General features: G+C 52.0%; 21 protein-coding genes. 20 read left to right on the top strand and 1 reads right to left on the bottom strand.

All coding sequences use genetic code 11. The features are described 5' to 3' along the window. The first annotated feature begins 342 nt into the window (after positions 1–342). The 9 genes from DW757_RS05595 (at position 343) to DW757_RS05550 (ending at position 12,114) form a co-directional block, all read left to right on the top strand. Complete coding sequence (locus DW757_RS05595) at positions 343–2,367, top strand: hypothetical protein (RefSeq protein ID WP_118751211.1); 2,025 nt, start codon at positions 343–345, stop codon at positions 2,365–2,367. A 155-nt stretch (positions 2,368–2,522) separates the two neighbouring features. Beyond that, positions 2,523–3,707 carry an ABC transporter permease gene (locus DW757_RS05590; RefSeq protein ID WP_118751210.1) on the top strand — a complete coding sequence of 395 codons (1,185 nt, stop codon included), beginning with the start codon at positions 2,523–2,525 and terminating at the stop codon, positions 3,705–3,707. After that, positions 3,700–4,749, top strand: coding sequence for a hypothetical protein (locus tag DW757_RS05585; protein ID WP_118751209.1), 1,050 nt, complete (start codon positions 3,700–3,702; stop codon positions 4,747–4,749). Before DW757_RS05590 ends, DW757_RS05585 begins: the two co-directional genes overlap by 8 nt. 331 nt (positions 4,750–5,080) lie before the next feature. After that, on the top strand, positions 5,081–6,433 hold the full coding sequence (mgtE, locus tag DW757_RS05575; protein WP_021965396.1) for a magnesium transporter: 1,353 nt from the start codon (positions 5,081–5,083) through the stop codon (positions 6,431–6,433). A gap of 187 nt (positions 6,434–6,620) precedes the next feature. Next, positions 6,621–8,072, top strand: coding sequence for a glutamate--tRNA ligase (gene gltX / locus DW757_RS05570; protein ID WP_008398723.1), 1,452 nt, complete (start codon positions 6,621–6,623; stop codon positions 8,070–8,072). 130 nt (positions 8,073–8,202) lie between these two features. Next, positions 8,203–10,059 carry an ATP-dependent helicase gene (locus DW757_RS05565; RefSeq protein ID WP_118751208.1) on the top strand — a complete coding sequence of 619 codons (1,857 nt, stop codon included), beginning with the start codon at positions 8,203–8,205 and terminating at the stop codon, positions 10,057–10,059. Between the two features lie 48 nt (positions 10,060–10,107). Further along, the gene (locus DW757_RS05560) at positions 10,108–10,719 is read left to right on the top strand and encodes a cob(I)yrinic acid a,c-diamide adenosyltransferase (RefSeq protein ID WP_008398725.1); all 612 of its coding nucleotides are present in this window, start codon (positions 10,108–10,110) and stop codon (positions 10,717–10,719) included. Positions 10,720–10,806: 87 nt separating this feature from the next. Then, positions 10,807–11,550, top strand: coding sequence for an energy-coupling factor transporter transmembrane protein EcfT (locus DW757_RS05555; protein WP_243033405.1), 744 nt, complete (start codon positions 10,807–10,809; stop codon positions 11,548–11,550). 228 nt (positions 11,551–11,778) lie between these two features. Then, the gene (locus tag DW757_RS05550) at positions 11,779–12,114 is read left to right on the top strand and encodes a DUF1292 domain-containing protein (RefSeq protein ID WP_008398727.1); all 336 of its coding nucleotides are present in this window, start codon (positions 11,779–11,781) and stop codon (positions 12,112–12,114) included. A 165-nt stretch (positions 12,115–12,279) separates the two neighbouring features. On the opposite strand, the gene ychF is transcribed toward DW757_RS05550, so the two are convergent. Next, complete coding sequence (gene ychF, locus DW757_RS05545) at positions 12,280–13,377, bottom strand: redox-regulated ATPase YchF (RefSeq protein ID WP_087382880.1); 1,098 nt, start codon at positions 13,375–13,377, stop codon at positions 12,280–12,282. 239 nt (positions 13,378–13,616) lie between these two features. On the opposite strand from ychF, the gene DW757_RS05540 reads away from it, so the two are divergent. The 11 genes from DW757_RS05540 (at position 13,617) to DW757_RS05490 (ending at position 26,297) form a co-directional block, all read left to right on the top strand. Then, entirely contained in the window at positions 13,617–14,945 is a 1,329-nt protein-coding gene (locus DW757_RS05540; RefSeq protein ID WP_087382883.1) for a sodium-dependent transporter, read from the top strand. A gap of 118 nt (positions 14,946–15,063) precedes the next feature. Further along, entirely contained in the window at positions 15,064–15,939 is an 876-nt protein-coding gene (gene lgt / locus DW757_RS05535; protein ID WP_008398732.1) for a prolipoprotein diacylglyceryl transferase, read from the top strand. Between the two features lie 2 nt (positions 15,940–15,941). Then, complete coding sequence (locus DW757_RS05530) at positions 15,942–16,097, top strand: aspartyl-phosphate phosphatase Spo0E family protein (protein WP_008398733.1); 156 nt, start codon at positions 15,942–15,944, stop codon at positions 16,095–16,097. A 382-nt stretch (positions 16,098–16,479) separates the two neighbouring features. Further along, positions 16,480–16,905, top strand: coding sequence for a division/cell wall cluster transcriptional repressor MraZ (mraZ, locus tag DW757_RS05525; protein ID WP_015574810.1), 426 nt, complete (start codon positions 16,480–16,482; stop codon positions 16,903–16,905). Next, positions 16,902–17,855: a 16S rRNA (cytosine(1402)-N(4))-methyltransferase RsmH gene (gene rsmH, locus DW757_RS05520; RefSeq protein ID WP_118751207.1), complete on the top strand. Its 954-nt coding sequence runs from the start codon at positions 16,902–16,904 to the stop codon at positions 17,853–17,855. Before mraZ ends, rsmH begins: the two co-directional genes overlap by 4 nt. Positions 17,856–17,897: 42 nt before the next feature. Continuing rightward, positions 17,898–18,398, top strand: coding sequence for a cell division protein FtsL (locus DW757_RS05515; RefSeq protein ID WP_008398738.1), 501 nt, complete (start codon positions 17,898–17,900; stop codon positions 18,396–18,398). Next, positions 18,373–20,625 (top strand): penicillin-binding protein 2, encoded by a 2,253-nt coding sequence (locus tag DW757_RS05510; RefSeq protein WP_118751206.1) that lies wholly within the window; start codon positions 18,373–18,375, stop codon positions 20,623–20,625. Before DW757_RS05515 ends, DW757_RS05510 begins: the two co-directional genes overlap by 26 nt. A gap of 203 nt (positions 20,626–20,828) precedes the next feature. After that, positions 20,829–22,601, top strand: coding sequence for a penicillin-binding transpeptidase domain-containing protein (locus DW757_RS05505; RefSeq protein ID WP_347559966.1), 1,773 nt, complete (start codon positions 20,829–20,831; stop codon positions 22,599–22,601). 124 nt (positions 22,602–22,725) lie between these two features. Then, positions 22,726–23,697: a phospho-N-acetylmuramoyl-pentapeptide-transferase gene (mraY, locus tag DW757_RS05500; RefSeq protein WP_008398741.1), complete on the top strand. Its 972-nt coding sequence runs from the start codon at positions 22,726–22,728 to the stop codon at positions 23,695–23,697. Positions 23,698–23,710: 13 nt separating this feature from the next. Then, positions 23,711–25,057: a UDP-N-acetylmuramoyl-L-alanine--D-glutamate ligase gene (murD, locus tag DW757_RS05495; protein WP_118751205.1), complete on the top strand. Its 1,347-nt coding sequence runs from the start codon at positions 23,711–23,713 to the stop codon at positions 25,055–25,057. 88 nt (positions 25,058–25,145) lie between these two features. Continuing rightward, positions 25,146–26,297 carry an FtsW/RodA/SpoVE family cell cycle protein gene (locus tag DW757_RS05490; RefSeq protein ID WP_118751204.1) on the top strand — a complete coding sequence of 384 codons (1,152 nt, stop codon included), beginning with the start codon at positions 25,146–25,148 and terminating at the stop codon, positions 26,295–26,297. Positions 26,298–26,309: the final 12 nt, after the last annotated feature.

Genomic DNA, 26,309 nt, shown 5'->3' with positions numbered 1-26,309 from the left:
AATCAGTCATCTGCTGACGAAAACGAAAAGCTATGGTATAATGGCTACAAGCAGGCATTATACCTGCGCCGAGCCGCTGGCGCCCGAAGGGAGCCAAAACACTACTGCGGCGAGTGCGCACCCCTCGGAGAGTATAGCATATCCGAAGGATATGGTATAATGGCGAGGAAAGCGCATGCCATGCTTGCATGAGCATGCATTTGACGAGCAGTCCATCGAGACGCTAGTCGAGATGGTATAAAAATTGCAAGCAGCCTGCTAAAAAGGCAGTGAGGACGCAATCATACCCTGACAGCAAAATTATCAGTCAGTCTGTGAAGAAGAAAAAGAGGAGGAATGAGTATGAAATGCCCGTATTGTGATCAGGAAATTCCAGACGGCAGCTCTGTATGTCCTGTCTGTATGAAGGAATTGATACCGAGCCAGGAGGACGGCAGCCGTGAAGGCAGCGAGGCCCCGATAGAAGAGAAGTCTGCTGAAGAACCTGCAGAAGAAGCGTCATCCGGCACAGATACGGCCGGCAGAACGGCGGACAGCACAGAGGAGGGAGCAGCTACAGGCCAGGAAGCGGCGGGAGTTCCTGCTGTGCCTGAAAAGAAGCAGGGACGCGGCCCGATCATAGCCGTGGCGGCAGCTGCAGTTGTCGCTGTGGCCGGCCTGGCATTCTGGCAGATGAACAAAGAGGATCCCAAGGATATTGTCATCAAGGCCTTCGAGGGAGTGGTGGCAGATGGACAGACCAATCCGGCTGAGGAGATTTTTGGCTGGGATGCCATGTATGACAAGCTGTATCAGGGCTCCTATCAGATGGATATGGGCCTTCAGCTGGAGAGCCTGCTGGGAATCACAGAGCTTGCAGGCGCCGGATTCAATATGGCCGCAGTGCAGGATCGCGATACCGGAGCCATGGACATGGATTTCGGGATTCAGTATGGAGGGATGGATCTTGCAGGTGCGCAGATTTATCTGGACGATGCAGAGCTTGCGGTAGCGCTTCCCGAGCTGACGGGAAAGGTATTCAGCCTGAATTTGGCAGAGGATCTGGAGACCCAGATTGCCAATTCCCCGTATCTGGGAAAAAATCTTTCCGATATGGGATTTAATCTTCAGGGATATGTAGATTATATGAAAAAAGCCAACGAGATTTCCAAGTCCGAAACGCCGATGTTTGACCTGGAGGCGCTCTGGGAGAGATATAAGACGGGAAGTGAGGCAATCGACAACCTGAAGGCTGCCATGACCGTGGAAAAGGGAGAGAAAAGGAGCTTTACCGTAGACGGCCAGGAGCAGGAGTGCACCGGATACGATGTGGTTTTAAGCAGCGATTCACTTGTTCAGTTTTTCACAGATACGAAGGACTTCTTTCTGGAGGATGAAACCTTAAAGAAGGACGTTGTCACCTATCTGGAGCTTGTGAAGGATCTCAATGACTCCGTTTCAGGCGCCTACAGCCTGGACAGTGTGGTCGGCGGGGACGGCGCCCAGGCGGAGGAACTGACACCCCAGGAGCAGCAGGAAGAGCTCTGGACTGAGGTGGACAGCAGCCTGGATGAAGCTCTGACCCAGTTCCAGAACAGCATGGGAGATTTGAACCTGGCAGTTTATGTGACAGATGATGGAAAGCTGGCCTCCTTTGACTACAGTGCAGTCCTTACCGGAATTTCGGAGGAAATGGAGGACGGCCAGGCGGCCGGTGGGGAAAGCGCAGAGACCTCCGGCGCTTCAGAGGAAGAGACAAAAGCAGCAGAGGCAGGCTCCGAGGCAGGCGGCGCAGCGCAGGGGGCAGAAACTCTTACCCTCTCAGGAACGGTTACCTTTAAGGGAGGCTACAACCGCATGGCCAATGTAGATGCAAGCCTTGTGCTTACGGCCCCAGGCTCATCCCCGGTGACAGTTACCCTGAATAAGACAGGCGACTACCAGAAGGAGCAGTCCTACAGTGAAGGACTTGTCATCGGCCTGGAGTCAGAAGGAGAGAAGGGAGCCCTCAGCCTGGCGGGAAGCTATAACATAGCGGACAAAACCTACTCTCTGAAGGGAGCTCTGGAGAGCAACGGAACGGAGATGGGAAGCCTGACTGTGGACGGAATCATGGAAACGCTGGTTCCGGGAGAGTCCTTTAAGGCAGCGGCTGATTCTATTAAGCTTACAGTGAACCAGATACTCCTTGGAGTTCCTGCAGAGCAGGCGACAGATATGGATCTGCTGGAGCTGTCCGGTTCCTTTGGGATGGGCCCGATGACAGAGAGCCCGGCCAAGCCGGAGGGAGAGAGCTTTGACATTCTTGCGGCTACTGAGGAGGAATGGAATCAGGTAATCGCGGAAATGTACTTAAAACTCAATGAGCTGACGAGCAGCATATACTAAATGACCGGAGCAGAGCCTGCCGGGGCGAAGGCCCAGGCAGGCTCTGCTTGCTCAGATGAATGGAAAAAGACAGTCTGCGCCGGATTTCTGTAAAGAATGAGAGGAGCGCCTTGAGTCAGCAGGCGCAGACGAAACATGGACAAAGAGGTTGACGGATGCGTACATTTTTAGTGTATCTGAAACTGGAGCTGAAACGGGCGCTCAAGAGCGCCCCATATTTTCTTGCGGGAACAGCGGTGCTGGCAGTTCTTGTGGGCCTGATTGCCTTTGCGGCGGGAAGGGTGCTTTACTCGGAACGTGCAGTTGGGAATATCCGGGTGGGAGTCGTGCTGCCGCAACAGGATCCTGCGTCTGAGAAACTGATTTCCATGGTCTCCTCCCTGGAAAGCGTGTCCAGTCTGTGTGAATTCTCCTATGTGGATGAAAAAGAAGGGCGGGAGCAGATGAGGCAGGGAAAACTCTATGCCCTGATGCTGCTTCCGGAGGGGCTTTTGAGGGGGATTATGGACGGCACCAATACGCCGGTGACCATCGTATTTCCGGAAAATGCAGGGTTGGAGGCGGCGGTATTCAGGGAGCTTGCCGATGCAGGAACACAGATCCTGAAAACGGCTCAGGCGGCTGTCTATGCAGCGGATGAGCTGTGCAGCAGAATGGGAAGAGAGACACAGATTCCAAGCGCTGAGGCAGATATAAATTCCATGTATCTGAAATACGCACTGAACCGCTCCGTTTATTTCAGGACAGAGGAGGTAAGTGCCGTGGGAGAGGTGGGAACGGCCGCTTTTTATGGAATTTCAGCTTCTGTGATGGTGCTTTTGCTCCTGGGAATTCCGGCGGCCGGTTTCTTAAAGCCCTACTCGGAAATCATGGAGAGAAAGCTGTTCTTAATCGGTCTTTCACGGACAAAAAGACTTATAGCCAGGGCCGTGTGCCTGTGGCTGGCATTTGCGGCCGTGACGGCTGCGCCGTTTTTTCTGTGCTTTGGAATGGGATTCATGGAGAGCGGAGGATTCAGTATTCCCGTGTGGCTTATGGTTTGCATGGCGGCAGCCATGTGGACGATACTCATTTATGAGCTGGCCAGGAACGCATTTGCGGGGATCTGTGCGCTGTTTCTTACTGCAGCGGCCTCTGTTTTCATGGCGGGTGGCCTGATTCCTTCTGTCTTTCTCCCGGAGGCTGTACAGCGGGCGGGAAGCGTGACACCGGCAGCGATTCTGATGGACGCAGTACAGTGGATGGTGTCGGGAGGGGAGGCCTTTCCTGTACTCAGGCTTACAGTCCTGGGAGCAGCCGCTTTTCTGCTTGCGGCGGCAGTAAGGAGGAATTATGAATAAGACGGGACTTTGGTTTTTTCTGTCCCTGAAAAGACAGGTGAAGAGGATCTTTTTTCTGGTTCTTCTTTTTTTCCTTCCCGCTGGGCTGTGGTGCTTCAGGGCAGCCGGAGAGGGGGAGAGTGAGCAGGTGAAAGTAGCTCTCTATGCCGGGGAAAGCGCGTGGAACCGGAAAGTGGCAAAGGAGCTTCTTTCGGACACAGGATCTTTTGGCTTTTATGTGAGCAGCTCTGAGGAAGCGCTCAGGGAAGATGTGAAAGCGGGGCGGGCCGAGTGCGGTTATATTTTTCCGGAGGATCTTAAGGAGAGGCTGGAGACAGGAGACTATAAAAGGTGCATTGCGCTGGTCTCCTCCCCGTCAACCACAGCGGGAAGACTTTCTACGGAGATTGTATTTTCCGGTTTGTTTACCGTCTGGGGAAGGGAGCTCCTTGAGGCATATGCCGGTGAGGGAGAAGCCTTTTGCGGACAGAAGGACGTCTGGGAGCAGCTGGAACCCCTCTATGACAGGTATCTGAACAACGGGAGCACCTTTGCTTTTCAGTATGTCACCTCAGGGGGAAGCGCCCTGGAGGAGCCGACGCTTAAAACTTCTCCCCCTGCCAGAGGGATCGCGGCGGTGTTTATCTTTGTCATGGGACTTGCAGCGGCGGTGACTGTCTGCGAGGATATAAAAAAAGGCCTGTTCGGGACCATGTCCGGTCTGCGGCGGGAGGCGGCCATTATGGCCTGCCTGGCAGCGCCTGTATCTCTTGCCTGTCTCAGCGGGTTTGCAGGTCTGGGAGCGGCGGGAGTGCTCATGAGCCCAGCCGGGGAAGCAGGTCTTCTTCTGCTCTATGGCTGCAGCTGCACAGTCTTTTCCTGGGTTCTCTGCCGCCTGATCAGAAATCCTCTGGCCATCGCCTGCCTGATTCCTTTTTTTATTATCGGAAGCCTTGTCTTCTGCCCTGTTTTTGTGGATCTGTCCCTGTTCCTTCCGGCTTTGAAAACTGCGGGAAAGCTGTTTTTGCCCTGGTATTATCTGAAAGCAGCTGCGTTTCTGTAGGAGTTCTGCCGGCTGGAGAGTCCCGCCTTCTGCAGGCCCCAGGATAGGCTCCGGTCTCCGGCAGGGAGGAAAAGAAGATACAGGTCTGACTGTAAAGTCTTTTAAAAGACTGTGTCAGATTTTGGAAAACTCTCCTTAAACACATTGAAATTTAACAGGATTCTGACTATAATAAAAAAAGAGTACGCGATGCCCGGAGAAGCGGAGCATCCCGATACCGTAAAGGACGGCGTTTCTGCCGTCGGGCCCTGTGTGGCTGCGGCGCGGGTGCTCCGCTTTTTGCCGTCTCTGTATATAGGACCAAGGATTGATGAGGGGGAAGGAATCTGGCATGGAAGAGATGAATTTCGATGAGCTGCACCTTCTGGCAGATGAAAAAAAATACAGGAGCCTGAAGGAAAAACTGATAGAGATGAATGAGGTGGACATTGCCTCGTTTATCGAGGAGCTGGATTCTGAAAAGACGGTGGTGGTGTTCAGAACGCTCCCTAAGGAGATTGCCACAGATGTGTTTGCCTGCCTTCCGGTGGAGAAGCAGCAGCACATTATTACCAGCATCACGGATACAGAGCTTCAGTATATCATGGATGATCTGTTTGTGGATGATGCGGTGGATATGCTGGAGGAGCTTCCGGCTACCATTGTAAAAAGGGTGCTGAAAAATTCAAGCCCTGACACCAGAGCGCTGATCAACCAGTTTTTAAAATATCCTGAGAACAGTGCGGGAAGCGTGATGACAGCCGAATATGTGGGACTGAAAAAGGCCATGACGGTGGAGGAGGCCTTTGCCTACATCAGAAAATACGGGGTGGACAAGGAAACCATCTACACCTGCTATGTCATGGATGCGGCCCGCCATCTGGAGGGAGTCGTCACAGTAAAGGATCTTCTCATGAGCCCCTACACCACAACCATCGAGGAGATCATGGACACCCATGTGCTGAAGGCTGTCACCACAGAGGATCAGGAGGCCGTGGCGGCCATGTTCAATGAGTATGCCCTTTTAAGCCTTCCTGTTGTGGACGGGGAAAACCGGCTGGTGGGAATTATCACGGTTGACGACATTATGGATGTCATGGAGCAGGAGGCTACCGAGGACTTTGAGAAGATGGCGGCCATGAACCCCAGCGAGAAGCCCTACCTGAAAACGAGTGTGTTCCAGCTCGCCAAAAACAGGATCGTGTGGCTGTTAGTGCTGATGTTCAGCAGTATGGTCACGGGAGAGATCCTGACCCAGTATGAGGAGGCGTTCTCTGCGATCCCTCTGCTTGTTACCTTTATCCCCATGCTGATGAACACGGGAGGAAACTCGGGAAGCCAGGCCAGCACCATGATTATCCGAGGTATGGCGGTGGGAGAGATCAGCCCGGCAGACATTGTGAAGGTGGTGTGGAAGGAGCTGAGAGTCGGCGTTTTAGTGGGATTCTGCCTGGCTGTGGCAAACTTCATCCGTCTGAGCCTGTCCTATCCGGGACAGGAGATGATCTGCCTGACTGTAGTGCTGAGCATTTTCTGTATCGTCATTATTGCCAAGACGATCGGATGCACGCTGCCCATTATCGCAAAGGTGCTGCACCTGGATCCGGCCCTGATGGCATCCCCGATGATTTCCACGATCCTGGATGCCTGCAGTCTTGTCATCTACTTTAATTTTGCCTGCCACCTGCTGGATATGGCGGTTTAGCAAGCATCAGAAATCATTCAGGCTGCCTCTGTGAGGATAAAGGAGTTTCCGGGGCTATGCCAGAGGGCAGGATTTCAGTCCCACTCCAGGCTTGTATTTTTTCAGATAAGGCGATATAATTAAGTATCTTTAGCAGCAGTTCAGTTATCTGACTGGACTGAATTATCAAAGTGAGGAGTGTGGAGCTATGGAAAAGATCAGAACGAGATATGCCCCAAGCCCGACTGGGAAGATGCATGTCGGAAATTTAAGGACTGCACTGTACGCTTACCTGATTGCCAAGCATGAGGGCGGCGACTATATTTTAAGAATTGAGGATACGGATCAGGAGCGCTACGTGGAGGGCGCCACTGAGATTATTTATAATACCTTAAAGGATACGGGCCTGATTCACGATGAGGGCCCGGACGTGGGAGGACCGGTAGGTCCTTATGTCCAGAGCGACCGCCAGAAGGCAGGCATCTATATGGAGTATGCGAAAAAGCTCATTGACAAGGGGGAAGCATACTACTGCTTCTGTGATCAGGAGCGCTTAAACAGCCTGAGAAAGACCGTAAACGGCGAGGAAATTATGGTCTATGACAAGCACTGTCTGCACCTGTCCAAGGAGGAGGTTGAGGCAAACCTGGCTGCCGGAAAGCCTTTCGTCATCCGCCAGAACAATCCACAGGAGGGAAGGACAACCTTCCACGACGAGATTTACGGTGACATCAGCGTGGACAACTCGGAGCTGGACGACATGGTTCTTATTAAGTCCGACGGCTATCCCACCTATAATTTTGCCAACGTGGTCGACGACCATTTACAGAAAATCACCCATGTGGTGAGGGGAAATGAGTATCTTTCCTCCTCCCCGAAGTACAACCGCCTTTATGAGGCGTTTGGCTGGGAGGTTCCCGTGTACGTACACTGCCCGACCATCACAAATGAGGAGCACAAGAAGCTGAGCAAGAGAAGCGGTCACTCTTCCTACCAGGATCTCATCGACCAGGGCTTCCTCTCAGAGGCTGTGGTGAACTTCGTGGCGCTGTTAGGCTGGTCTCCGGAGAGCAACCAGGAAATCTTTACGCTGGACGAGCTGATTAAGCAGTTTGATTACAGACACATCAGCAAGTCGCCGGCAGTGTTTGATATGGTTAAGCTCAGATGGATGAACGGCGAGTATATGAAGGCTATGGACTTTGACCGGTTCTATGAGATGGCAGAACCCTATATCAAAGCCGTGATCAAAAAGGATCTGGATCTGAAGAAGATTGCAGCCATGGTGAAGACGAGGATTGAGGTGTTCCCGGACATTGCGGGACATATTGACTTCTTTGAGGAGCTTCCGGAGTACGATCCGCAGATGTACGTCCACAAGAAGATGAAATCCACAGAGGAGACTTCCTTAAAGGTGTTAAAGGACGTGCTGCCGATTCTGGAGGCCCAGGAGGATTTCTCCAATGACGCTCTCTATGAGAGACTGTCTGCCTACATTTCTGAAACAGGGGTAAAGACAGGCTTTGTTATGTGGCCTATCCGTACAGCTGTCTCAGGCAAGCAGATGACGCCTGCGGGGGCTACGGAGATTATGGAGGTTCTCGGAAAAGAGGAATCCTTAAAGAGAATCAGAAAAGGAATCGAGCTTCTCGAGAAATAGAAGAGATGCTTAAATATAAAGAGGGATGCCTTGCGGGTGGGTTCCGCGGCATCCTTCTTTGATGTATGAGGCAGCGACGCGCAGGCCGCAGCGCTGCAGGAAGTCTGTTGGAGGGAGCGAGTGGACAGGTATGCCATTTAATAAAGCGCAGGAGGCGGCGGTAAACCACGGGGAAGGCCCCATGATGGTCCTTGCCGGGCCGGGCTCGGGAAAGACGACAGTGGTGACACACAGGGTGCAGAGCCTGATTGAGAGGCATGGAGTCAACCCCTCATCGATTCTTGTCATCACATTTACGAGGGCCGCAGCCAGAGAAATGAAGGAGCGGTTTGAGCGTCTGATGGAGGGGCGGTGCCTGCGGGGGCAGGTGAGCTTTGGAACCTTCCATGCCGTTTTTTTCAGGATCCTCAAGCTGGCCTACGGCTATGAGGCAGCCGATATTATCAGGGAGGATCAGCGGCTTCGCTTTATGCGGGAACTGGTGGCAAAGGAGCAGCTGGAGCCGGAGGACGAAAATGAGCTGATCGCCTCCCTTCTTTCAGAGATAAGCTCTGTGAAGGGAGAGCTGATTGATCTTGACCACTATTATGCAAAGAGCTGCTCGGAGGAGGCCTTCAAGCGAATCTATGCAGGCTATGAGGAGAGACTCAGAAGAAACAGAAAGATCGACTTTGATGACATGCTTGTAATGTGCTATGAGCTGTTCCGGCAGCGGCCGGATATTCTGGGGGCCTGGCAGAAAAAGTATGCCTATATTTTGGTGGACGAGTTTCAGGACATTAACCGGCTGCAGTATGAGATTGTGCGGATGCTTGCAGCCCCCCGGAACAATCTGTTTATTGTGGGGGACGATGATCAGTCCATCTACCGGTTTCGGGGAGCGAGGCCGGAGATTATGCTGGGTTTCGAGCGGGACTATCCAGATGCCGGGAGAGTTCTTCTCGATGTCAACTACCGCTCCACGAAGGAGATTGTGGACGCGTCCCTGCGTCTGATCGGAAACAATGAAAAACGCTTTAAAAAGTCCCTGAGGACGGCTGGAAGCAGAGGCAGAAAGGTGATCACCCGTGTCTGGAAGGATGAGGAGGAGGAGAACAGCCGCATCGCCGAGGAGATCCGGATGTACAGCGAGGCAGGCTGTGCCTACCGGGACATCGCCGTTCTCTACCGCACCAATTCAGGCCCCCGCAGGCTTATAGAAAAGCTGATGGAGTACAACCTGCCCTTTAAAGCCAGGGATGTGGTCCCGAATCTCTATGAGCACTGGATCTCAAAAAATATTCTGGCCTACATCCGGGTGGCTCTGGGAAGCAGGGAGAGGGGAGAAGTGCTTCAGATGATCAACCGTCCGGCCCGGTATATCAGCAGGGATGCCCTTCAGGCGCCGCAGATCTCCTTTGACGAGGTCAAGGGCTATTACCGGGACAAGGACTGGATGGTGGAGCGGATCGAAAGCCTGGAATTTGACCTGACGGCAATCAGCCGCATGTCGCCTCTTGCGGCCGTCAATTATATCAGGAAGTCCGTGGGATACGATGCCTGGCTTTACGAGTACGCGGCCGCCCACCGGATGAAGGCAGATGAATTGCTGGAAACGGCAGACCAGCTTAAGGCGAGCGCTGCCCGCTACAAAACCTTCGACGTCTGGTTTTCCCATATCAGCGAATATGGGGAGGAGCTGAAACGCCAGGCCAGGGAGAGGGAGCAGACGGCAGATGCTGTGACCCTGTCTACCATGCACAGCTCCAAGGGGCTGGAGTACAGGGTGGTCTATATTCTGGATGCCAATGAGGGAGTGACGCCTCACAGCAAGGCTGTCCTGGACGCAGATATCGAGGAGGAGAGACGGCTGTTCTATGTGGCCATGACCAGGGCAAAGCAGAGGCTCCACGTGTACAGCGTAAAGGAGAGATACCATAAGCCGGCGGAGGTTTCCAGGTTTGTGGAGGAGTATCTGGACGGGGAGGAAGAGCAGACGGTATTGTGATGGAAAGAAAACCGGGATAAGAGCTGAAGCGGTTTCTGAAACCGGGGGATGGAAAAATGGAAAGAGAGGTGGAACCGGATGGGCTGTGTGCATATTTACTGCGGCGACGGAAAGGGAAAGACCACTGCCGCCGTCGGGCTGGCTGTGCGGATGCAGGGATGCGGGGGATATGTGATAGCTGCCCGCTTTTTAAAGACAGATGAGTCGGGGGAAGTGGGGGCTTTGAAAAGCCTTCCCGGCATCGAGCTTTTGCCGTGCGACAGAAGCTTCGGGTTTACCTGGCAGATGACAGATGCCCAGAGGGAGGAAGCGTCCGGTTACTATGGAGCCATGTTTGAGCGGGCGCGCGAAAGGGCTCTGGAGCTCTGCGATAGGCTGGAGGAAAAAGAGCGGGAGGAGAAAAAGAATGCCGTCCCGGACAGAGACTGCCGGGCGCTTTTGATCCTTGACGAGATCTTCGCAGCCTGCAGCGGCGGATTTGTGCAGGAGAAGAAAGTGGTGGATTTTCTGCGAAAGAGGCCTCATAACCTTGAGGTGGTCATGACAGGCAGAAATCCGTCAGAAGAACTTCTGGGAGAGGCGGACTATATCTCAGAGATTGTGTGCAGGAGACATCCCTTTGAGAAGGGGATGACAGCCCGCCGGGGGATTGAATACTGAACCTCTGCCGGCCCCATGAGAAGTGTATCAATCCGGCGGCCGCACAGGAGGAAGAACTCTCAGGAGAGAATGGAAAGGACAGTGAGAATGAACAGAGCAAAAAAGCCGCAGATGAGCCTGATCACGAAGGAAATGCGGCTGAGATACTTAAACGAGATGGAGAAGAAACATCCGGGATACATCTATGAGAGGGACAAGCTTTACATGCTCGTCTACACTTTTACGGGAGTCAGGCTGGTATACAGCCTGCTCTATATCATGCTGATCTTGTTTTATCAGACTCTCGTGCCGAGCGGGATCAGCCTGTCCAGCGGGTTTGTCAGTCTGTTCGGCACAGCAGTATTCTATTTCTGGTATACCCTGCTTTTGACCTCCGGGTGGGCCGTGGCGGCGCTGATGATAGCGGCCAGGGGAATCGGTCTGGTTATGGGAGGAACCTCCCTCTTAAACAGCGCTCCGGTGCTGGTCATGGGTCTGCCGGGATTAACAGCCCTTCCCGCCATTTTCATTATGACAGCGGGGATGGTTTTACAGTTCATAGAGGCGGTATTCTGTATCTATGTAGTCTTTGAGCCAAAGGCGGCCATGACAGTCAGGCTGAACCGCCAGATGGGATCCTGGTTTATGACGAACCAGGTGTCGAGGGATACGCTTGAGCGCATGGCCGGATATAAAAATGAAGCCCAGGACAGCATAGGGGACAGGGAGGAAAGCGAGGAAAGCGAGGAAAGCGAAGAAAGCGGCGGCAGGGAGAGGACTCAGGATGCAGACTGCGCAGAAAAAGGGGATGACCAGGGGAGAACCCCCTCCGGTTCAGAGCGGGAGGAATAGAGACGGCCTGCAGCTATTTTCAGACCCGCCGCAGGTCTTCCCGGAGAATGCAGGAATTCACAGGAAAAGCAGGTGAAAAGCTGCTTGATTTTTCGCCTTTTCTCTGATAAAGTTTAAAAAGAAGGACGCCCTGTCCTGCCGCGCAGGAGAAAGGCCCGAAAGGCGGACCATGCAGAGAGAGGTCCGGGGCTTCACAGTGAAAGATAAAACAGAAAGGTAAGAAAATCTATGGCTGAAAACAAGAATGTAAATCCGGCAGCAGAGAATGAGGAAGAGATGACAGTGACCCTGACACTGGATGACGGAAGAGAACTGGAATGTGTAGTTCTCACTATTTTCCCGGCCGGTGAGAAGGAGTATATTGCCCTGCTTCCCATGGATGATGAGGACAGTGAAGAGGGAGAGGTTTACCTGTACCGCTATACAGAGGACGAGAACGGAGAGCCGAACCTTGAGAACATCGAGGACGACGATGAGTATGAGATCGTCGCTGACGCCTTCGACGAGCTCCTTGACGAGCAGGAGTACGACGAGCTGGTCGGCGAGGACGAGTTAGAAGAATAAGAGGTGTGGAAAACCCCCATGTTTTTTTGTTCTAGAAAAGTCACAAAAAAACATGGGGGTTTTCCTGGGGGAAGGGAAACGGGGGTGTCTCTTCCCTCCCAAGAAAAAAAACGAGGATATTTTGTGACTTCGCTGGAACAAAATATCCTCGTTTTTTTCTACATACTATACATTGAAGCGGAACAGGATTACATCTCCGTCCTTTACCACGTATTCCTTGCCCTCCATGCGGACAAGGCCCTTTTCCTTTGCTGCGGTGTACGTTCCGCAGTCCAGAAGATCCTGGTAGTTGACAACCTCGGCCTTGATGAAGCCTCTCTCGAAGTCGGAGTGAATCTTTCCGGCTGCCTGGGGAGCTTTTGTGCCGACCTTGATGGTCCAGGCTCTCGTCTCCGTCTCTCCGGCGGTCAGATAGCTGATGAGGCCAAGAAGGCGGTAGCTTGCGGCGATCAGCTTGTCGAGCCCGGATTCCTTCAGCCCCAGATCCTCCAGGAACATCTTTTTCTCATCTTCGTCCAGTTCTGCAATCTCCTGCTCAATCTGGGCGCAGATGACAAATACCTCGCTGCCGTTTTCAGCTGCAAATTTTCTGACTTCCTGGACATAGGCATTGCCGGCCGCGTCATCCGCCAGATCATCCTCGGCTACATTGGCGGCGAAAATCACAGGCTTCCAGGTTAAGAGATTTAAGGAGGAGATAAAGGCCAGCTCGTCCTCATCCTCTGTCTCATAGCTTCTGGCCAGCTTTCCTTCCTCCAGATGGGCGTACATGGCTTTCAGGATTTCAAGCTCCTTTGCGAGAGCCTTGTTTCCCATGGCGCTCTTTGTAGTCTTTGCGATGCGGCGCTCCAGAATCTCCATATCAGAGAAAATCAGCTCCAGATCAATGGTTTCAATATCTCTTAAGGGGTTTACGCTTCCGTCTACATGTACAACGTTGGGATCATCGAAGCAGCGAACTACATGGACGATAGCGTCTACTTCGCGGATGTTGGAGAGAAACTGGTTTCCGAGTCCCTCGCCCTTGGAAGCTCCCTTTACCAGACCGGCAATGTCCACAAATTCGATGACAGCCGGGGTAATCTTGGCAGAATTATAGAGCGCTGCCAGCTTCTGGAGTCTCTCGTCGGGAACGGGAACGACGCCCACATTCGGGTCGATGGTGCAGAAGGGATAGTTGGCGGACTCGGCGCCGGCCTTTGTCAGAGAGTTGAATAATGTACTTTTTCCTACGTTTGGTAAACCTACGATACCTAATTTCATAATACGTATCCTTTCTATTCTTCAGGGCTGCTTCAGGCACGGCACGCGGCAGAATACCTGCGGCAGAAGCCCTGTTTTTTTATCGGCTGATAGTCTTTTATAAGAATAGCATAGAATGGGGGGAAAGAAAAGAGAAAAATGTTTGCTTTTCTGCCTGCGATATATTAAGATAAGAGATTGAGGTATAAGGAAACTGCTGCTTTTTGAATTTAAAGCGGCATAGTGAAGGAGGAAATTGGATGAGTCACAAAAACGGAAGCTTCAGCAGCTCGCTGGGCTTTGTACTTGCCTGTGTGGGCTCAGCGGTGGGGCTTGGAAATATCTGGATGTTTCCCTACCGCCTGGGGCAGTATGGAGGGGCGGCCTTTCTGGTCCCCTATATATTCTTTGTGGTGCTGTTCGGTTTGACCGGCCTGTCAGCGGAGTTCGCCATCGGCAGGCGCGCCAGGACGGGAACCCTCGGCTCCTATGAGCTGTGCTGGGGAGACGGACAGAAAGACGGCTTCAGAAAGACGGTGGGAAAGGCAATCGGCTGGATTCCGCTTATCGGGTCTCTGGGAATTGCGATCGGCTACTCCATTATCATCGGATGGGTGCTGCGCTCATTTGCAGGCTCCCTGACAGGAAGCATTCTGAACACAGATTCTGCAGAATATTTTTCTCAGGTTACAGGCAGCTTCGGAAGCCTGCCCTGGCATATTGCCGTAGTTCTCATTACCGTGCTGATCCTGCTCACAGGCTCAGTTACCCAGATTGAGAAGGCCAACCGTATCATGATGCCGGTATTTTTTGTACTGTTTGCCGTGCTGGCTGTGCGGGTGTGCTTCCTGGACGGTGCAGGGGCAGGCTATCGCTTTCTCTTTGTGCCGAAGTGGGAACAGCTGAAAAATGTGGATACCTGGGTTATGGCTATGGGACAGGCGTTTTTCTCCCTCTCCATCACAGGCTCCGGCATGATCGTTTACGGCTCCTATCTCAATAAGGATACAGACATTATCGGAGCATCCATGAGGACCGTGGGCTTTGACACAGTAGCAGCCATGCTTTCGGCTCTTGCCATCATGCCCGCTGTGTTTGCCTTTGGAATCGAGCCGAATTCCGGACCGTCCCTGATGTTTATCACAATCCCGAAGATTTTTTCGCAGATGCCCATGGGACAGTTTTTTTCTGCTATCTTCTTCCTGTCCGTGGTGTTTGCAGGGATTACCTCTTTAATTAATATGTTCGAGGCAGTCATTGAGAGCTGGCAGCACAAATTCGACATACCGCGCCGCCTGGCTGTGGCGCTCTGCGGAATCATCTGCCTGGGCATCGGCGTGTTCCTGGAACCGGAGGCATACGTGGGAAGCTGGATGGATTTTATCACCATTATTGTCACCCCTCTCGGCGCTGTGCTGGGAGCCGTATCGGTTTACTATGTATTCGGATACAGGAAAATCAGGAAAGAGCTGGAAACCGGCAGAAAGACACCTGTTCCCGGCTGGTTTGGAGGAGTGGCCAGATATCTGTATGTACCGCTGACGGTTGTGGTATTTATTCTGGGAATTATCTATAAGGGAATTGGGTAGAAAAACGGCGGTTTCCGAGCCCTGTTTGTCGAAAAAGAGGATACAATGTCGAGCGAATGTGTTTGATTTTTGGGGATTCGTGACTTAAAATAAAAATCGCATCGAAAGGAGAACGTGTATGACGGAAGGTGCAGACATAAGTTTTGTCCATCTCGGTATAACGATCGAGCATCTGAGGAACAGTATTTCTATCGGAGGATTTGAAATTGCCTATTATGGAATTATCATAGGATGCGGTATGCTTGCCGGGATTTATATGGCGCAGAGGGATGCGCGCAGGAGAGGACAGAATCCTGAAATCTATCTGGATTTTGCCCTGTATGCGATCATCTTTTCCATCATAGGAGCCAGACTGTACTATGTCATTTTTAACTGGGACCTTTATAAGAATGATCCAATCCAGATTTTCAATCTGCGGGGAGGCGGGCTGGCTATCTACGGAGGAATTATCGGGGCCGTCCTGACGTTGATTGTATTTTCAAGGATCAAGAAGACTTCGTTCTTTTCGATGGCAGACAGCGGATGTATCGGACTGGTGACAGGGCAGATTATCGGACGGTGGGGTAATTTTTTCAACTGCGAGGCCTTCGGCGGCTACACAGATAATCTGTTCGCAATGAGAATTAAAATGTCACTGGTAAATCCTTCTATGATTTCACAGGGGCTTCTCGAACATAGAATAGTGGAAAACGGGGTGGAGTATATACAGGTTCACCCGACCTTCCTCTATGAATCGCTCTGGAATGTAGGAGTCCTGATTTTTCTGCTGTGGTACCGAAAGAGAAAAAGGTTCGATGGAGAGGTGCTGTGGGTGTATCTTTTGGGATATGGACTCGGTCGCGCATGGATAGAAGGGCTTCGCACCGATCAGCTTCTGTTCTTTGGCACGGGTATTCCTGTATCCCAGGCATTGTCGATGATTCTGGTGGCTGCCTCAGCAGCCGTTATCATCTGGAAACGATTGCGGTTAAAAACAGGGATAAAAGGAGAATAGAAATGGCAAATGCAAAAGAAGAGTTAGTGGAGAAAATCGAGAGGGTGAGAAAAAAAATGGATCTCTGCATCGAGCGCAGGGAAGAATACCGGAAGATATACGAGTACAGCGTGGAACTTGACGAACTGCTGAATCAGTATATTGTGGCCGGCTATTAGAATGGGATAATTCTCAGAGATTCTTAAACACATATTGCAACAAAGCCGCATGCAGGCGCTGTCGTTATGGCAGCGCCTGTTTTGCATATCCGGCGGCCGGCGCAGAAAGACAGCCCTTTTTTGACCGGAAAAGAGGGGGCCTGAAAAGATGCCTGCCTGCCGGAAAAACGTGAAAACGAGATGAAAATTCAGCTAATTTTCCAAATGGAAAAAATTGCCGGCCCGATCTTTGCAATTTACATAATTTTTTTTGAAAAATTCCTTGCTATTTTTTTTCGTATGTACTACTATTATAAATACAAAGTGGTAGAAAGTGGCGGAAAGTGGGGCCCGGTGGGGCGCTATGGAGGCCGAGTGGCAGCTTCGGCCAGCAGGTGGTTTTATGTTCAAAGGAGAGTACAGTCATACAATAGATGCCAAGGGGCGTCTGATTATGCCATCGAAATTCAGAGAACAGCTCGGAGATGAATTTGTCGTAACAAAGGGACTCGACGGCTGTTTATTTGTGTATGACAATTCTGAGTGGACCGCCTTTGAGGAGAAGCTGCGGGCGCTGCCGCTGACGAACCAGAATGCCAGAAAGTTTACGAGATTTTTCCTTGCCGGAGCTTCGGACTGTGAGGTGGACAGGCAGGGAAGGATTCTGATTCCGGCTGTGCTCAGGGAGTTTGCCCATCTGGAAAAAGAGGTGACTCTGGTGGGAGTGGGAAGCAGAATTGAGATTTGGAACCGGGCGCTCTGGGAAGAGAAGAATGTCTATGACGACATGGAGGACATTGCCGAAAATATGGAGGGACTGGGAATATGACATTTTCACACACATCTGTCCTTTTGTACGAAACGGTGGACAGCCTGAATATCAGGCCGGACGGAATTTACGTGGACGGAACCCTCGGCGGGGGAGGACATGCCTCCCTGGTGCTCAGCCGGCTGGGAGAGGGCGGAAGGCTGATTGGACTTGATCAGGATGCAGATGCCATCGCGGCGGCGACAGAGAGGCTGAAGCCCTACGGGGACCGGGTAACTGTGATCCGGACAAACTATGAAAATATCAAGGAGGCCCTGGCCTCTCTGGGAATTGCAAAGGTGGACGGCATTTACCTGGATTTGGGAGTTTCCTCCTACCAGCTTGATACGGCTGAGAGAGGCTTCACGTACAGGGAAGACGACGCTCCTCTTGACATGCGGATGGATCAGAGAAGGTCAGAAACGGCAAAGGATATTGTAAACGGCTACAGCGAGATGGAGCTTTACCGGATTATCCGGGATTACGGGGAAGACCGGTTTGCCAAAAATATTGCAAAGCATATCGTTAAAGCCAGACAGGAAAAGGAGATTGAGACGGCAGGGGAGCTGACAGAGATCATCAGGGCAGCGATTCCGGCAAAAATCAGGGCTACGGGAGGACATCCGGCAAAGCGGACGTTTCAGGCAATCAGGATAGAGCTGAACCGGGAGCTGCAGGTGCTGGAAAACTCCATCGACACGATGATCGAGCTTCTGAATCCGGGAGGAAGGCTTTCTGTCATTACCTTCCACTCCCTGGAGGACCGGATTATAAAAAACAGATTCCGCATCAATGAAAATCCCTGTACCTGCCCGCCGGAATTTCCGGTGTGTATGTGCGGAAAGAAGAGCAGGGGACGCGTGGTGACGCGAAAGCCCATTTTACCTTCTGATGAAGAACTCTCGGCAAATAAGAGATCAAAGAGCGCCAAGCTGAGAGTGTTCGAAAAAGCAGGCGATCAGAAGCAGTAAACCGGAGGCTTTCCGGGTTTTGAAATGTGAGGAGGAGAAACCATGGCTGCAAGAAAACGGACTGTATATGAGACGTATACGGATGGAAATACGGTTAGAAAGGTCAGACGGGCGCCGCAGGAGCGTGAGAGACGGCAGGAAGAAGAACAGCGCAGGCGGCAGCTGCAGTCAGAGATCAGACGCAGCCAAATGGTAAGAAGGAATAGAGAAAAGGCTCTCAGGATGGATGCACCTTACGTGCTGGCATTAACTGTGGCAGCGATTGTCACGCTGGCTATCTGTATGCAGTACCTTCAGCTCCGGTCATCCATCACCACGAGAATCGGAAATATCGAGAGCCTGGAACAGGACGTGGAGGCGCTGAAGGCTGAGAATGACGCCCTCGAAACAAGCATCAATACATACGTGGATCTGGATCATATCTATGATGTCGCTACAAAAGAGCTGGGCATGGTCTATGCAAATAAGAATCAGATTCTTTTGTACGATAAAACAGAAAGCGAGTATGTAAGACAGTATGAAGACGTCCCAGAACACGAATAACAGGCAGCCGTTCAGAAGATACATGCAGGAGAAGCTGGCAATTACCGTACTGGTAATGATGCTGGCTTTAATTGCTCTTGTCGTCATTCTTTACACGATTGTCCAGGAAAAGAACGAGGAATATACACAGGTGGTGTTGGGGCACCAGGATTATGAGAGCAGAACCATTCCCTACAGACGCGGAGACATTGTGGATCGGAACGGCTCCTACCTGGCCACCAGCGAGAAAGTCTACACTCTGATTCTGGATCCGAGGCAGATGTACTCTGATGAGAGAAATGAGTGTGTGGAACCGACCATTCAGCTTTTAAACGAGTGCTTCGGATTTGACACTGCGGAATTGAGGGAAACTATCACAGGCAGAAAAGACAGCTCCTACATTCGCTACAGGAAGCAGATGACCTTTGAGGAAAAGGAACAGTTTGAGACAGCTTCCAGGGAGAGGAACGAGGCATTCAAAAAAAACAATGAGGCAAAGAAAATCCTGGGCGTCTGGTTTGAGGATGAGTACCGAAGGGTGTACCCAAACGGCGCCACTGCCTGCAATGTGATCGGCTTTGCCCAGAAGGATGGAAGCACCGGTTCAGGAGGAATTGAACAGTACTATAACAGTGAGCTGATTGGAAACAATGGCCGCGAATACGGATATCTGACCGACGATTCCAACCTGGAGCGGGTAATTAAGCCTGCAGAGAACGGAAATACAGTAGTTTCCACCATTGACCTTAACATTCAGAAAATCTGTGAAAAATACATTGACGAGTGGCAGGCGGGAATCGGAAGCAACGTGGCGGCAGTCATTGTGATGGATCCCAAGAGCGGAGAGATTCTGGCCATGGATACCAGCACGCGGTATGATTTGAACAATCCCTATGATTTGAGCGCTTACTATTCCCAGGAAGAAATAGACGCCATGGACGAGAAGGCAAAGTCAGATGCATGGTACAAGCTGTGGAGAAACTTCTGCGTCAATGACACCTATGAGCCGGGCTCTCCCCAGAAGGCCTTCACTGTGGCCGGAGCCCTGGAGGAGAATATCATCAACGGAAATGAGAGCTTTGACTGCGGAGGTTTTCTCTCCATCGGAGGACACGATATTCACTGTGTTTCCAGGTTTGGACACGGCCCGACGACAGTTGTGCAGGGTCTGATGAAATCCTGCAACGTGGTCATGATGAATATTTCCCGGATGGAGGGAACGGATATTTTTGCCAAGTATCAGAGTATTTTTGGCTTCGGGCAAAAAACGGGAATCGACCTTCCGGGAGAGGCCGATGCGGCGACACTGATTTATACGGCTGAAAACATGGGCCCTGCCGATTTGGCCACCAACTCCTTCGGACAGAACTACAACTGCACCATGATACAGATGGCTGCAGCATATGCCTCCCTGATCAACGGAGGCTCCTACTACGAGCCCCATGTGATGAAGCAGATTCTCAATGAACAGGGCTCAGTGGTGGAAAAAAGGGAGCCTCTGCTTGTGAGAGAGACGATCTCCCAGGAAACCTCAGACTTTATCAATGAGGCCCTCTACCAGACCGTCTCAGGCGAGGGCGGAACTGCCAAAGCGGCTGCCGTGGCAGGATACGAGATAGCCGGAAAAACGGGAACGGCTGAGAAGTATCCGAGAAGCGCCAAGAACTATCTGGTTTCCTTCATCGGGCATGCACCGGCCCATGATCCTCAGGTGCTCTGCTATGTGGTGCTTGACACACCGCATCTGGAAGGAACAGAACAGGCTCATTCCACCTTCGCCAGCGAGATTTTCAGCAAGATTATGGCAGAGGTGCTTCCTTATATGAATGTATTTCCGGATTCCGAGGCAGCACCTGCCGATGAGGAGATGGCAGAGCTTCCGGAGGGAATTACCAGCCAGGAGCCGGAGGAAGGCGAGGAGGAGAGCACGGAAGCGCCGACGAACGCAGACGGCGAAACCTATCCTGTCTATGATGAGGAATTTATCGATGACGGCGTAAGCTACCCGGAAAGACTGCCGGGCAGTCCGGAACAGAGCGCTGCCGATCCGGGAGAGACGTCAGGAAGCGAAGCTTCCGCAGAGCAGCCCTCAGATTCGGAAACAGGTGAAAGTCAGAGTCAGGGAGCGGAAAGCGCGGCAGACCAGACAGTGGACGAAAATCAGGAGTCAGAGGGCGGCGCGGCATCGCCTGAAGGGGAAGAGCCGGTTTCACCGGTATCAGGCGCCCAGGGAGAAGCCGGCGCGTAGAGAGACGGGCGGGACGGAAGTGAATCCGTAAGCCTGCGATTACAAACACATAAAATGTTTTTTTTCCAATATACTGTACCAAGCAGAGAGAAAGACGCCCTCTGCCGTAAGGGGACAGGGCGGTGAAGGGATGCGGTATGGAGCGGAGAAGAACGCGACACAGAGAAAGAATAGCTCTCCTGTGCGGACTCTTATGCCTCTGTATGGCTGGTCTGACAGGACGGCTATTTTTTCTTATGACCTTTCGGGCAGAGGAGTACAGCGCCATGGCAGAGGATCTCCACCAGAGGGAGCGGTCAATCAAGGCTGCCAGAGGGAGAATTCTGGACAGAAACGGAACGGTCATTGCCGACAACAGGACAGTATGTACCGTTTCTGTGGTGCACAATCAGATAACAGAGCCGGAGCGGACGGCGGAGGTTCTGAGCCGGGAACTGTCCATCCCCCTTGAGGATGTGAAAAAGAAGGTGGAGAAATACACGGCCAGGGAAATCATAAAGACGAATGTGGACAAGGAAATCGGGGACAGGATCCGGGAAATGGCTCTTCCGGGCGTCAAGGTGGATGAGGACTACAAGCGGTATTACCCCTATGACAGCCTGGCATCCAGGGTGCTTGGTTTTACAGGCGGGGACAATCAGGGGATCATAGGACTGGAGGTGCAGTATGAATCCTGGCTCAAGGGAGAGAACGGCTTGATCCTGACACTGGCGGATGCGGCCGGGGTGGAGATTGAGAACGCAGCCGAGGATCGCATAGAGCCGATACCGGGACATGATCTGACGGTAAGCCTGGACGTGAATATCCAGAAGTATGCGGAACAGGCCGCCTACCAGGTGATGGAGAAAAAATCGGCAAACAGTGTTTCCGTCATTGTCATGAATCCGAAAAACGGGGAGATTCTCGCTATGGTGAATGTGCCGGAGTTTAACCTGAATGAGCCATTTAACCTGACTGCAGGGATGGAGGCTGAACATAAGGAGGAGGGACAGACTGTATGGCTGCCTGCGTCTGCCGAAGCCCAGGGAGAGGAAAAGACAGATGAGCCCCCGGAAGAGGCCGGCGGAGGCGAGGCGAAAAAGAGACAGGATCTCCTGAACCAAATGTGGAGAAACAAGTGCATTAACGATACCTATGAGCCCGGCTCTACCTTTAAGATTATCACAGCCGCCGCAGGGCTGGAGGCAGGCGTGGTGGATCTGGACGACACCTTTTCCTGCCCTGGTTTTCGGATTGTGGAGGATCGGAAGATCCGCTGCCACAAGGTCGGCGGCCATGGAGGTGAAACCTTCCTTCAGGGTATGATGAATTCCTGCAATCCGGTGCTCATCGATGTGGGACAGAGGCTGGGGGTGGACAATTATTACAGGTACTTTGAACAGTTCGGTCTGATGGGAAAGACAGGGGTGGATCTGCCCGGGGAGGCGGCCACGATCATGCACCGGAAGGAAAATATGGGCGCTGTGGAGCTGGCCACTGTTTCTTTTGGGCAGTCCTTCCAGATCACCCCCCTTCAGCTCATCACCACAGCTTCCTCCATCATTAATGGGGGAAACAGGGTGACACCGCATTTTGCCCTGCGGGCTGAAAATCCGTCTACCGGTATTGTCCATGAATTTGAGTACAAAGAAAAGGGAAGAATTCTCTCAGAGGAAACAAGCGCCGCCATGCGCTATATTTTAGAGCAGGTGGTGGCAGAGGGGAGCGGAAAAAACGCGAAGATAGAGGGCTACCGCATCGGCGGAAAGACGGCCACCTCGGAAAAGCTGCCCAGAAGCAGAAAAAAGTATATTTCCTCCTTTCTGGGCTTTGCCCCGGCGGATGATCCGCAGGTGATTGCCCTTATCACTATCGACGAGCCGGAGGGAGTCTATTATGGAGGAACCATAGCAGCCCCGGTGGTGGGAGATATTTTTGAAAACATCCTGCCGTATCTGGGAATTCCAAGGGCGGAGGAGGAGTCAACTAACAGTTGATTATTCCAGGAAAAAGACGTATACTAATCAGGAGTCTTGGGATCGTGTAAAACAGATAAGCCGCGTCCTTTCGGAGCTGTGGCCGCAGTATCACAAAAGACTACATAAGAATCTGAGGTGTGACATGGTAAACGAAACAATTCTGGCAGTTATTACGGCATTCATTATCAGCGCAGTCATGTGCCCGATCGTGATACCGTTTCTGCACAAGCTGAAATTTGGCCAGCAGGTCAGGGAGGACGGCCCGCAGGCCCATCTGAAAAAGCAGGGAACTCCGACCATGGGCGGAGTGGTGATTCTGGGAGCGATTGTGATTACCTCCCTTCTCTATATCAGGGATTATCCGAAAATTATCCCGATTCTGTTTGTGACAGTGGGCTTTGGCATTATCGGTTTTCTGGATGACTATATTAAGATTGTGATGAAGCGGTCAGAGGGGTTAAACCCGAAGCAGAAGCTCATCGGACAGTTTGTGATTACAGGCATTTTCGCCTATTACCTGATCAGCAGCAGGGAGGTGGGTACCTCCATGCTGATTCCGTTCACCGGCGGCTTTGACGACGGCTTTTTCCTGGAACTTCCGCCGGTTCTGTTTATACCGGCTCTGTTTTTTATCGTGCTGGGTACGGACAATGGAGTAAATTTCACAGACGGCCTTGACGGCCTCTGCACCAGTGTGACGATTCTGGTGGCGACCTTCTTTACGATTGTGGCCATCGGCGAGAACACGGGCATCAGTCCCATTACCGGGGCTGTGGTGGGAAGTCTTCTCGGCTTTCTTCTGTTTAATGTGTATCCGGCCAAGGTGTTTATGGGAGATACCGGCTCTCTGGCTCTGGGAGGCTTTGTGGCGTCCAGCGCATTTATGATGCAGATGCCGATTTTCATCGCTCTGGTGGGACTGATTTATCTGGTAGAGGTGTTGTCAGTCATTATCCAGGTAACCTACTTTAAGAGTACAGGGGGAAAGCGGATTTTCAAGATGGCGCCGATCCATCACCACTTTGAGCTGTGCGGATGGTCGGAGACGAGAGTAGTGGCAGTATTTTCAATTATAACGGCAATCCTTTGCCTGATTGCGTACTTAGGATTATAGGAGGAAATGGACAATGAGTCAGAAAGTATTGGTAGCAGGAAGCGGAATCAGCGGAATTGCAGCGGCGAAGCTCCTTCTCGACATGGGAGGAGAGGTAGTTCTCTATGACGGAAACGAAAAGCTGAGAGAAGAGGATCTGAGAAAGAAATTTGATGAAAATGCAAAGGTGAGCTTTGTGCTGGGTGAGCTGACACGCACGGATCTGCTGGGCGTGGAGCTTTCGATTATCAGCCCGGGAATCTCCCTGGAGGCTCCTTTCGTGTCCGTCATTGATCAGGCGGGAATCCCCATCTGGAGCGAGATCCAGCTGGCCTACCACTGTGCGAAGGGAAGGCTGGCGGCCATCACGGGAACCAACGGAAAGACGACGACGACAGCGCTGACGGGAGAGATTATGAAGGCCCACTATGACAGCGTATTCGTGGTGGGAAATATCGGAGATCCCTATACAGCTCACGCTCTGGAAACCACAGAGAAGTCGGTGACAGTAGCGGAGGTTTCCAGCTTCCAGCTTGAAACCATCATGGATTTCAGACCGAATGTCAGCGCCATCTTAAATATCACCCCGGATCACTTAGACAGGCATAAAACCATGGAGCGCTACATCGAGATTAAGGAGGGAATCACAAAGAACCAGAAGGAAAACGATGTGTGCGTCTTAAATTACGATGATCCGGTGCTTAGAGAGTTCGGGGAAACCTTAAAGTGTAAGGTTGTCTATTTTTCCAGCCGCGAGAAGCTGAAAAAAGGCCTGTTCCTGGACGGAGATCAGATCGTATACAAGGACGGCGAGACAGTGACGGAGATTGTAAACATCCATGAGCTCAAGCTCCTTGGACGCCACAACCACGAGAACGTCATGGCAGCAGTGGCCATTGCCATGAACATGGATGTTCCCATGGACACCATCCGACGGGTGGTAAAACGGTTTGAGGCGGTGGAGCACCGCATTGAATTCGTGACAGAGCGGTTCGGTGTAAAATATTACAACGACTCTAAGGGAACGAACCCGGATGCAGCCATGCAGGCCATCAAGGCCATGCCGGGCCCGACGCTTCTCATCGCCGGAGGCTATGACAAGCACTCTGAGTATGACGAGTGGATCGAGAGCTTCGGTGGCAAGGTGCGCTACCTGGTATTAATCGGACAGACCAGGGATAAAATCGCAGAGTGCGCAAAGCGTCACGGCTTTACGGATATTATGTACGCAGAGGACTTGAAAGAAGCTGTTCAGGTCTGCGCTTCCTACGCGAATGCGGGGGACAATGTGCTGCTCTCACCGGCCTGCGCAAGCTGGGGAATGTTTAAAAACTATGAGGAGAGAGGCCGCATGTTCAAGGAGTATGTGAGAAACCTCTAAATGAATCTGAACGCTGTTTCCGGCGGGCTCCGGCTGCTGCCTCCTGAAAGGAGGCGCCGGGCCTGGCTGGCAAGTGAGGAGTGATACGATGGCCGATGCGCCGACTACACCGAAAAAAAAGAAAAAAAAGCCCCACCGGTTTTATGATTACAGTCTTCTTCTGGCTGTAGTGTTCCTGACTGTGTTCGGACTGATCATGATCTACAGTGCCAGTTCTTACCGGGCACAGCTGGTGCAGGGTGACGCAGCTTACTTCGTAAAAAGGCAGGGGATGATTGCGGCATGCAGCGCCGTGGGAATGCTGCTTATCTCAAAGATTGACTATCACTGGTTTGCGAAGTTTGCCTATCCGGCTTACTTTGTTTCCCTGCTCTGTATGGTTGCCACCATGCTGTTCGGCGTGGAATCCCACGGAAAAAAGAGATGGCTGCAGGTTGGACCGATCCAGTTCCAGCCGACAGAGATGGTAAAGATTTCGCTTATCCTGTTTCTGGCAGTGGTGATTTCACGTCTGGGGTTAAAAATCAACGAGTTCAAGAAGGTGCGGGCGATTATTATCTGGTGCGGTATCCCGGCTCTTCTGATAACAGAGAACAACTTAAGCTCCGGTATCATCACCTGCGGAATTGTGTTTGTAGTTCTCTTTGTGGCCTGCAAAATTAAATGGCCGTTTTTTGCCTGCGCAGGAGCGGGCGTAGGCCTGATTGCTATTTCTCCCTATATAGGAAACGCCCTGGTGGCTCTCCGCCTTCTGAAGCCCTATCAGCTCGACCGAATCACCGCCTGGGTGGATCCAACGGCGACAGACACCGGCTATCAGACCCTTCAGGGGCTTTACGCCATCGGTTCCGGAGGCTTCTTCGGGAGAGGGCTGGGGCAGAGTCTCCAGAAGCTGGGCTTTATCCCCGAGGCGCAGAACGATATGATTTTCTCGGTTATCTGTGAGGAGCTGGGCCTTTTTGGAGCAGTCCTTTTGATTCTCATGTTCATGTTTGTCATTTACCGCTTTATGGTAATTGCCGGAAACGCTCCGGATCTGATGGGGGCACTGCTCGTGGTGGGAGTCATGGCCCATATCGGAATCCAGGTTATCTTAAACGTGGCGGTTGTTACCAACACGATCCCGAACACCGGAGTTACACTGCCCTTTATCAGCTACGGAGGCACATCGGTTCTGTTCCTGATGTGCGAGATGGGACTGGTGTTAAGCGTATCCAACCAGATCAAGCTGGAAACGTAGCAAAGCCGCCTT

Source organism: Clostridium sp. AM29-11AC, assembly GCF_003480545.1.
Lineage (GTDB): Bacteria > Bacillota > Clostridia > Lachnospirales > Lachnospiraceae > Otoolea > Otoolea saccharolyticum_A.
Note: the sequence above shows the minus strand (reverse complement) of the source record. Positions and strands in the feature narration are given on the sequence as shown.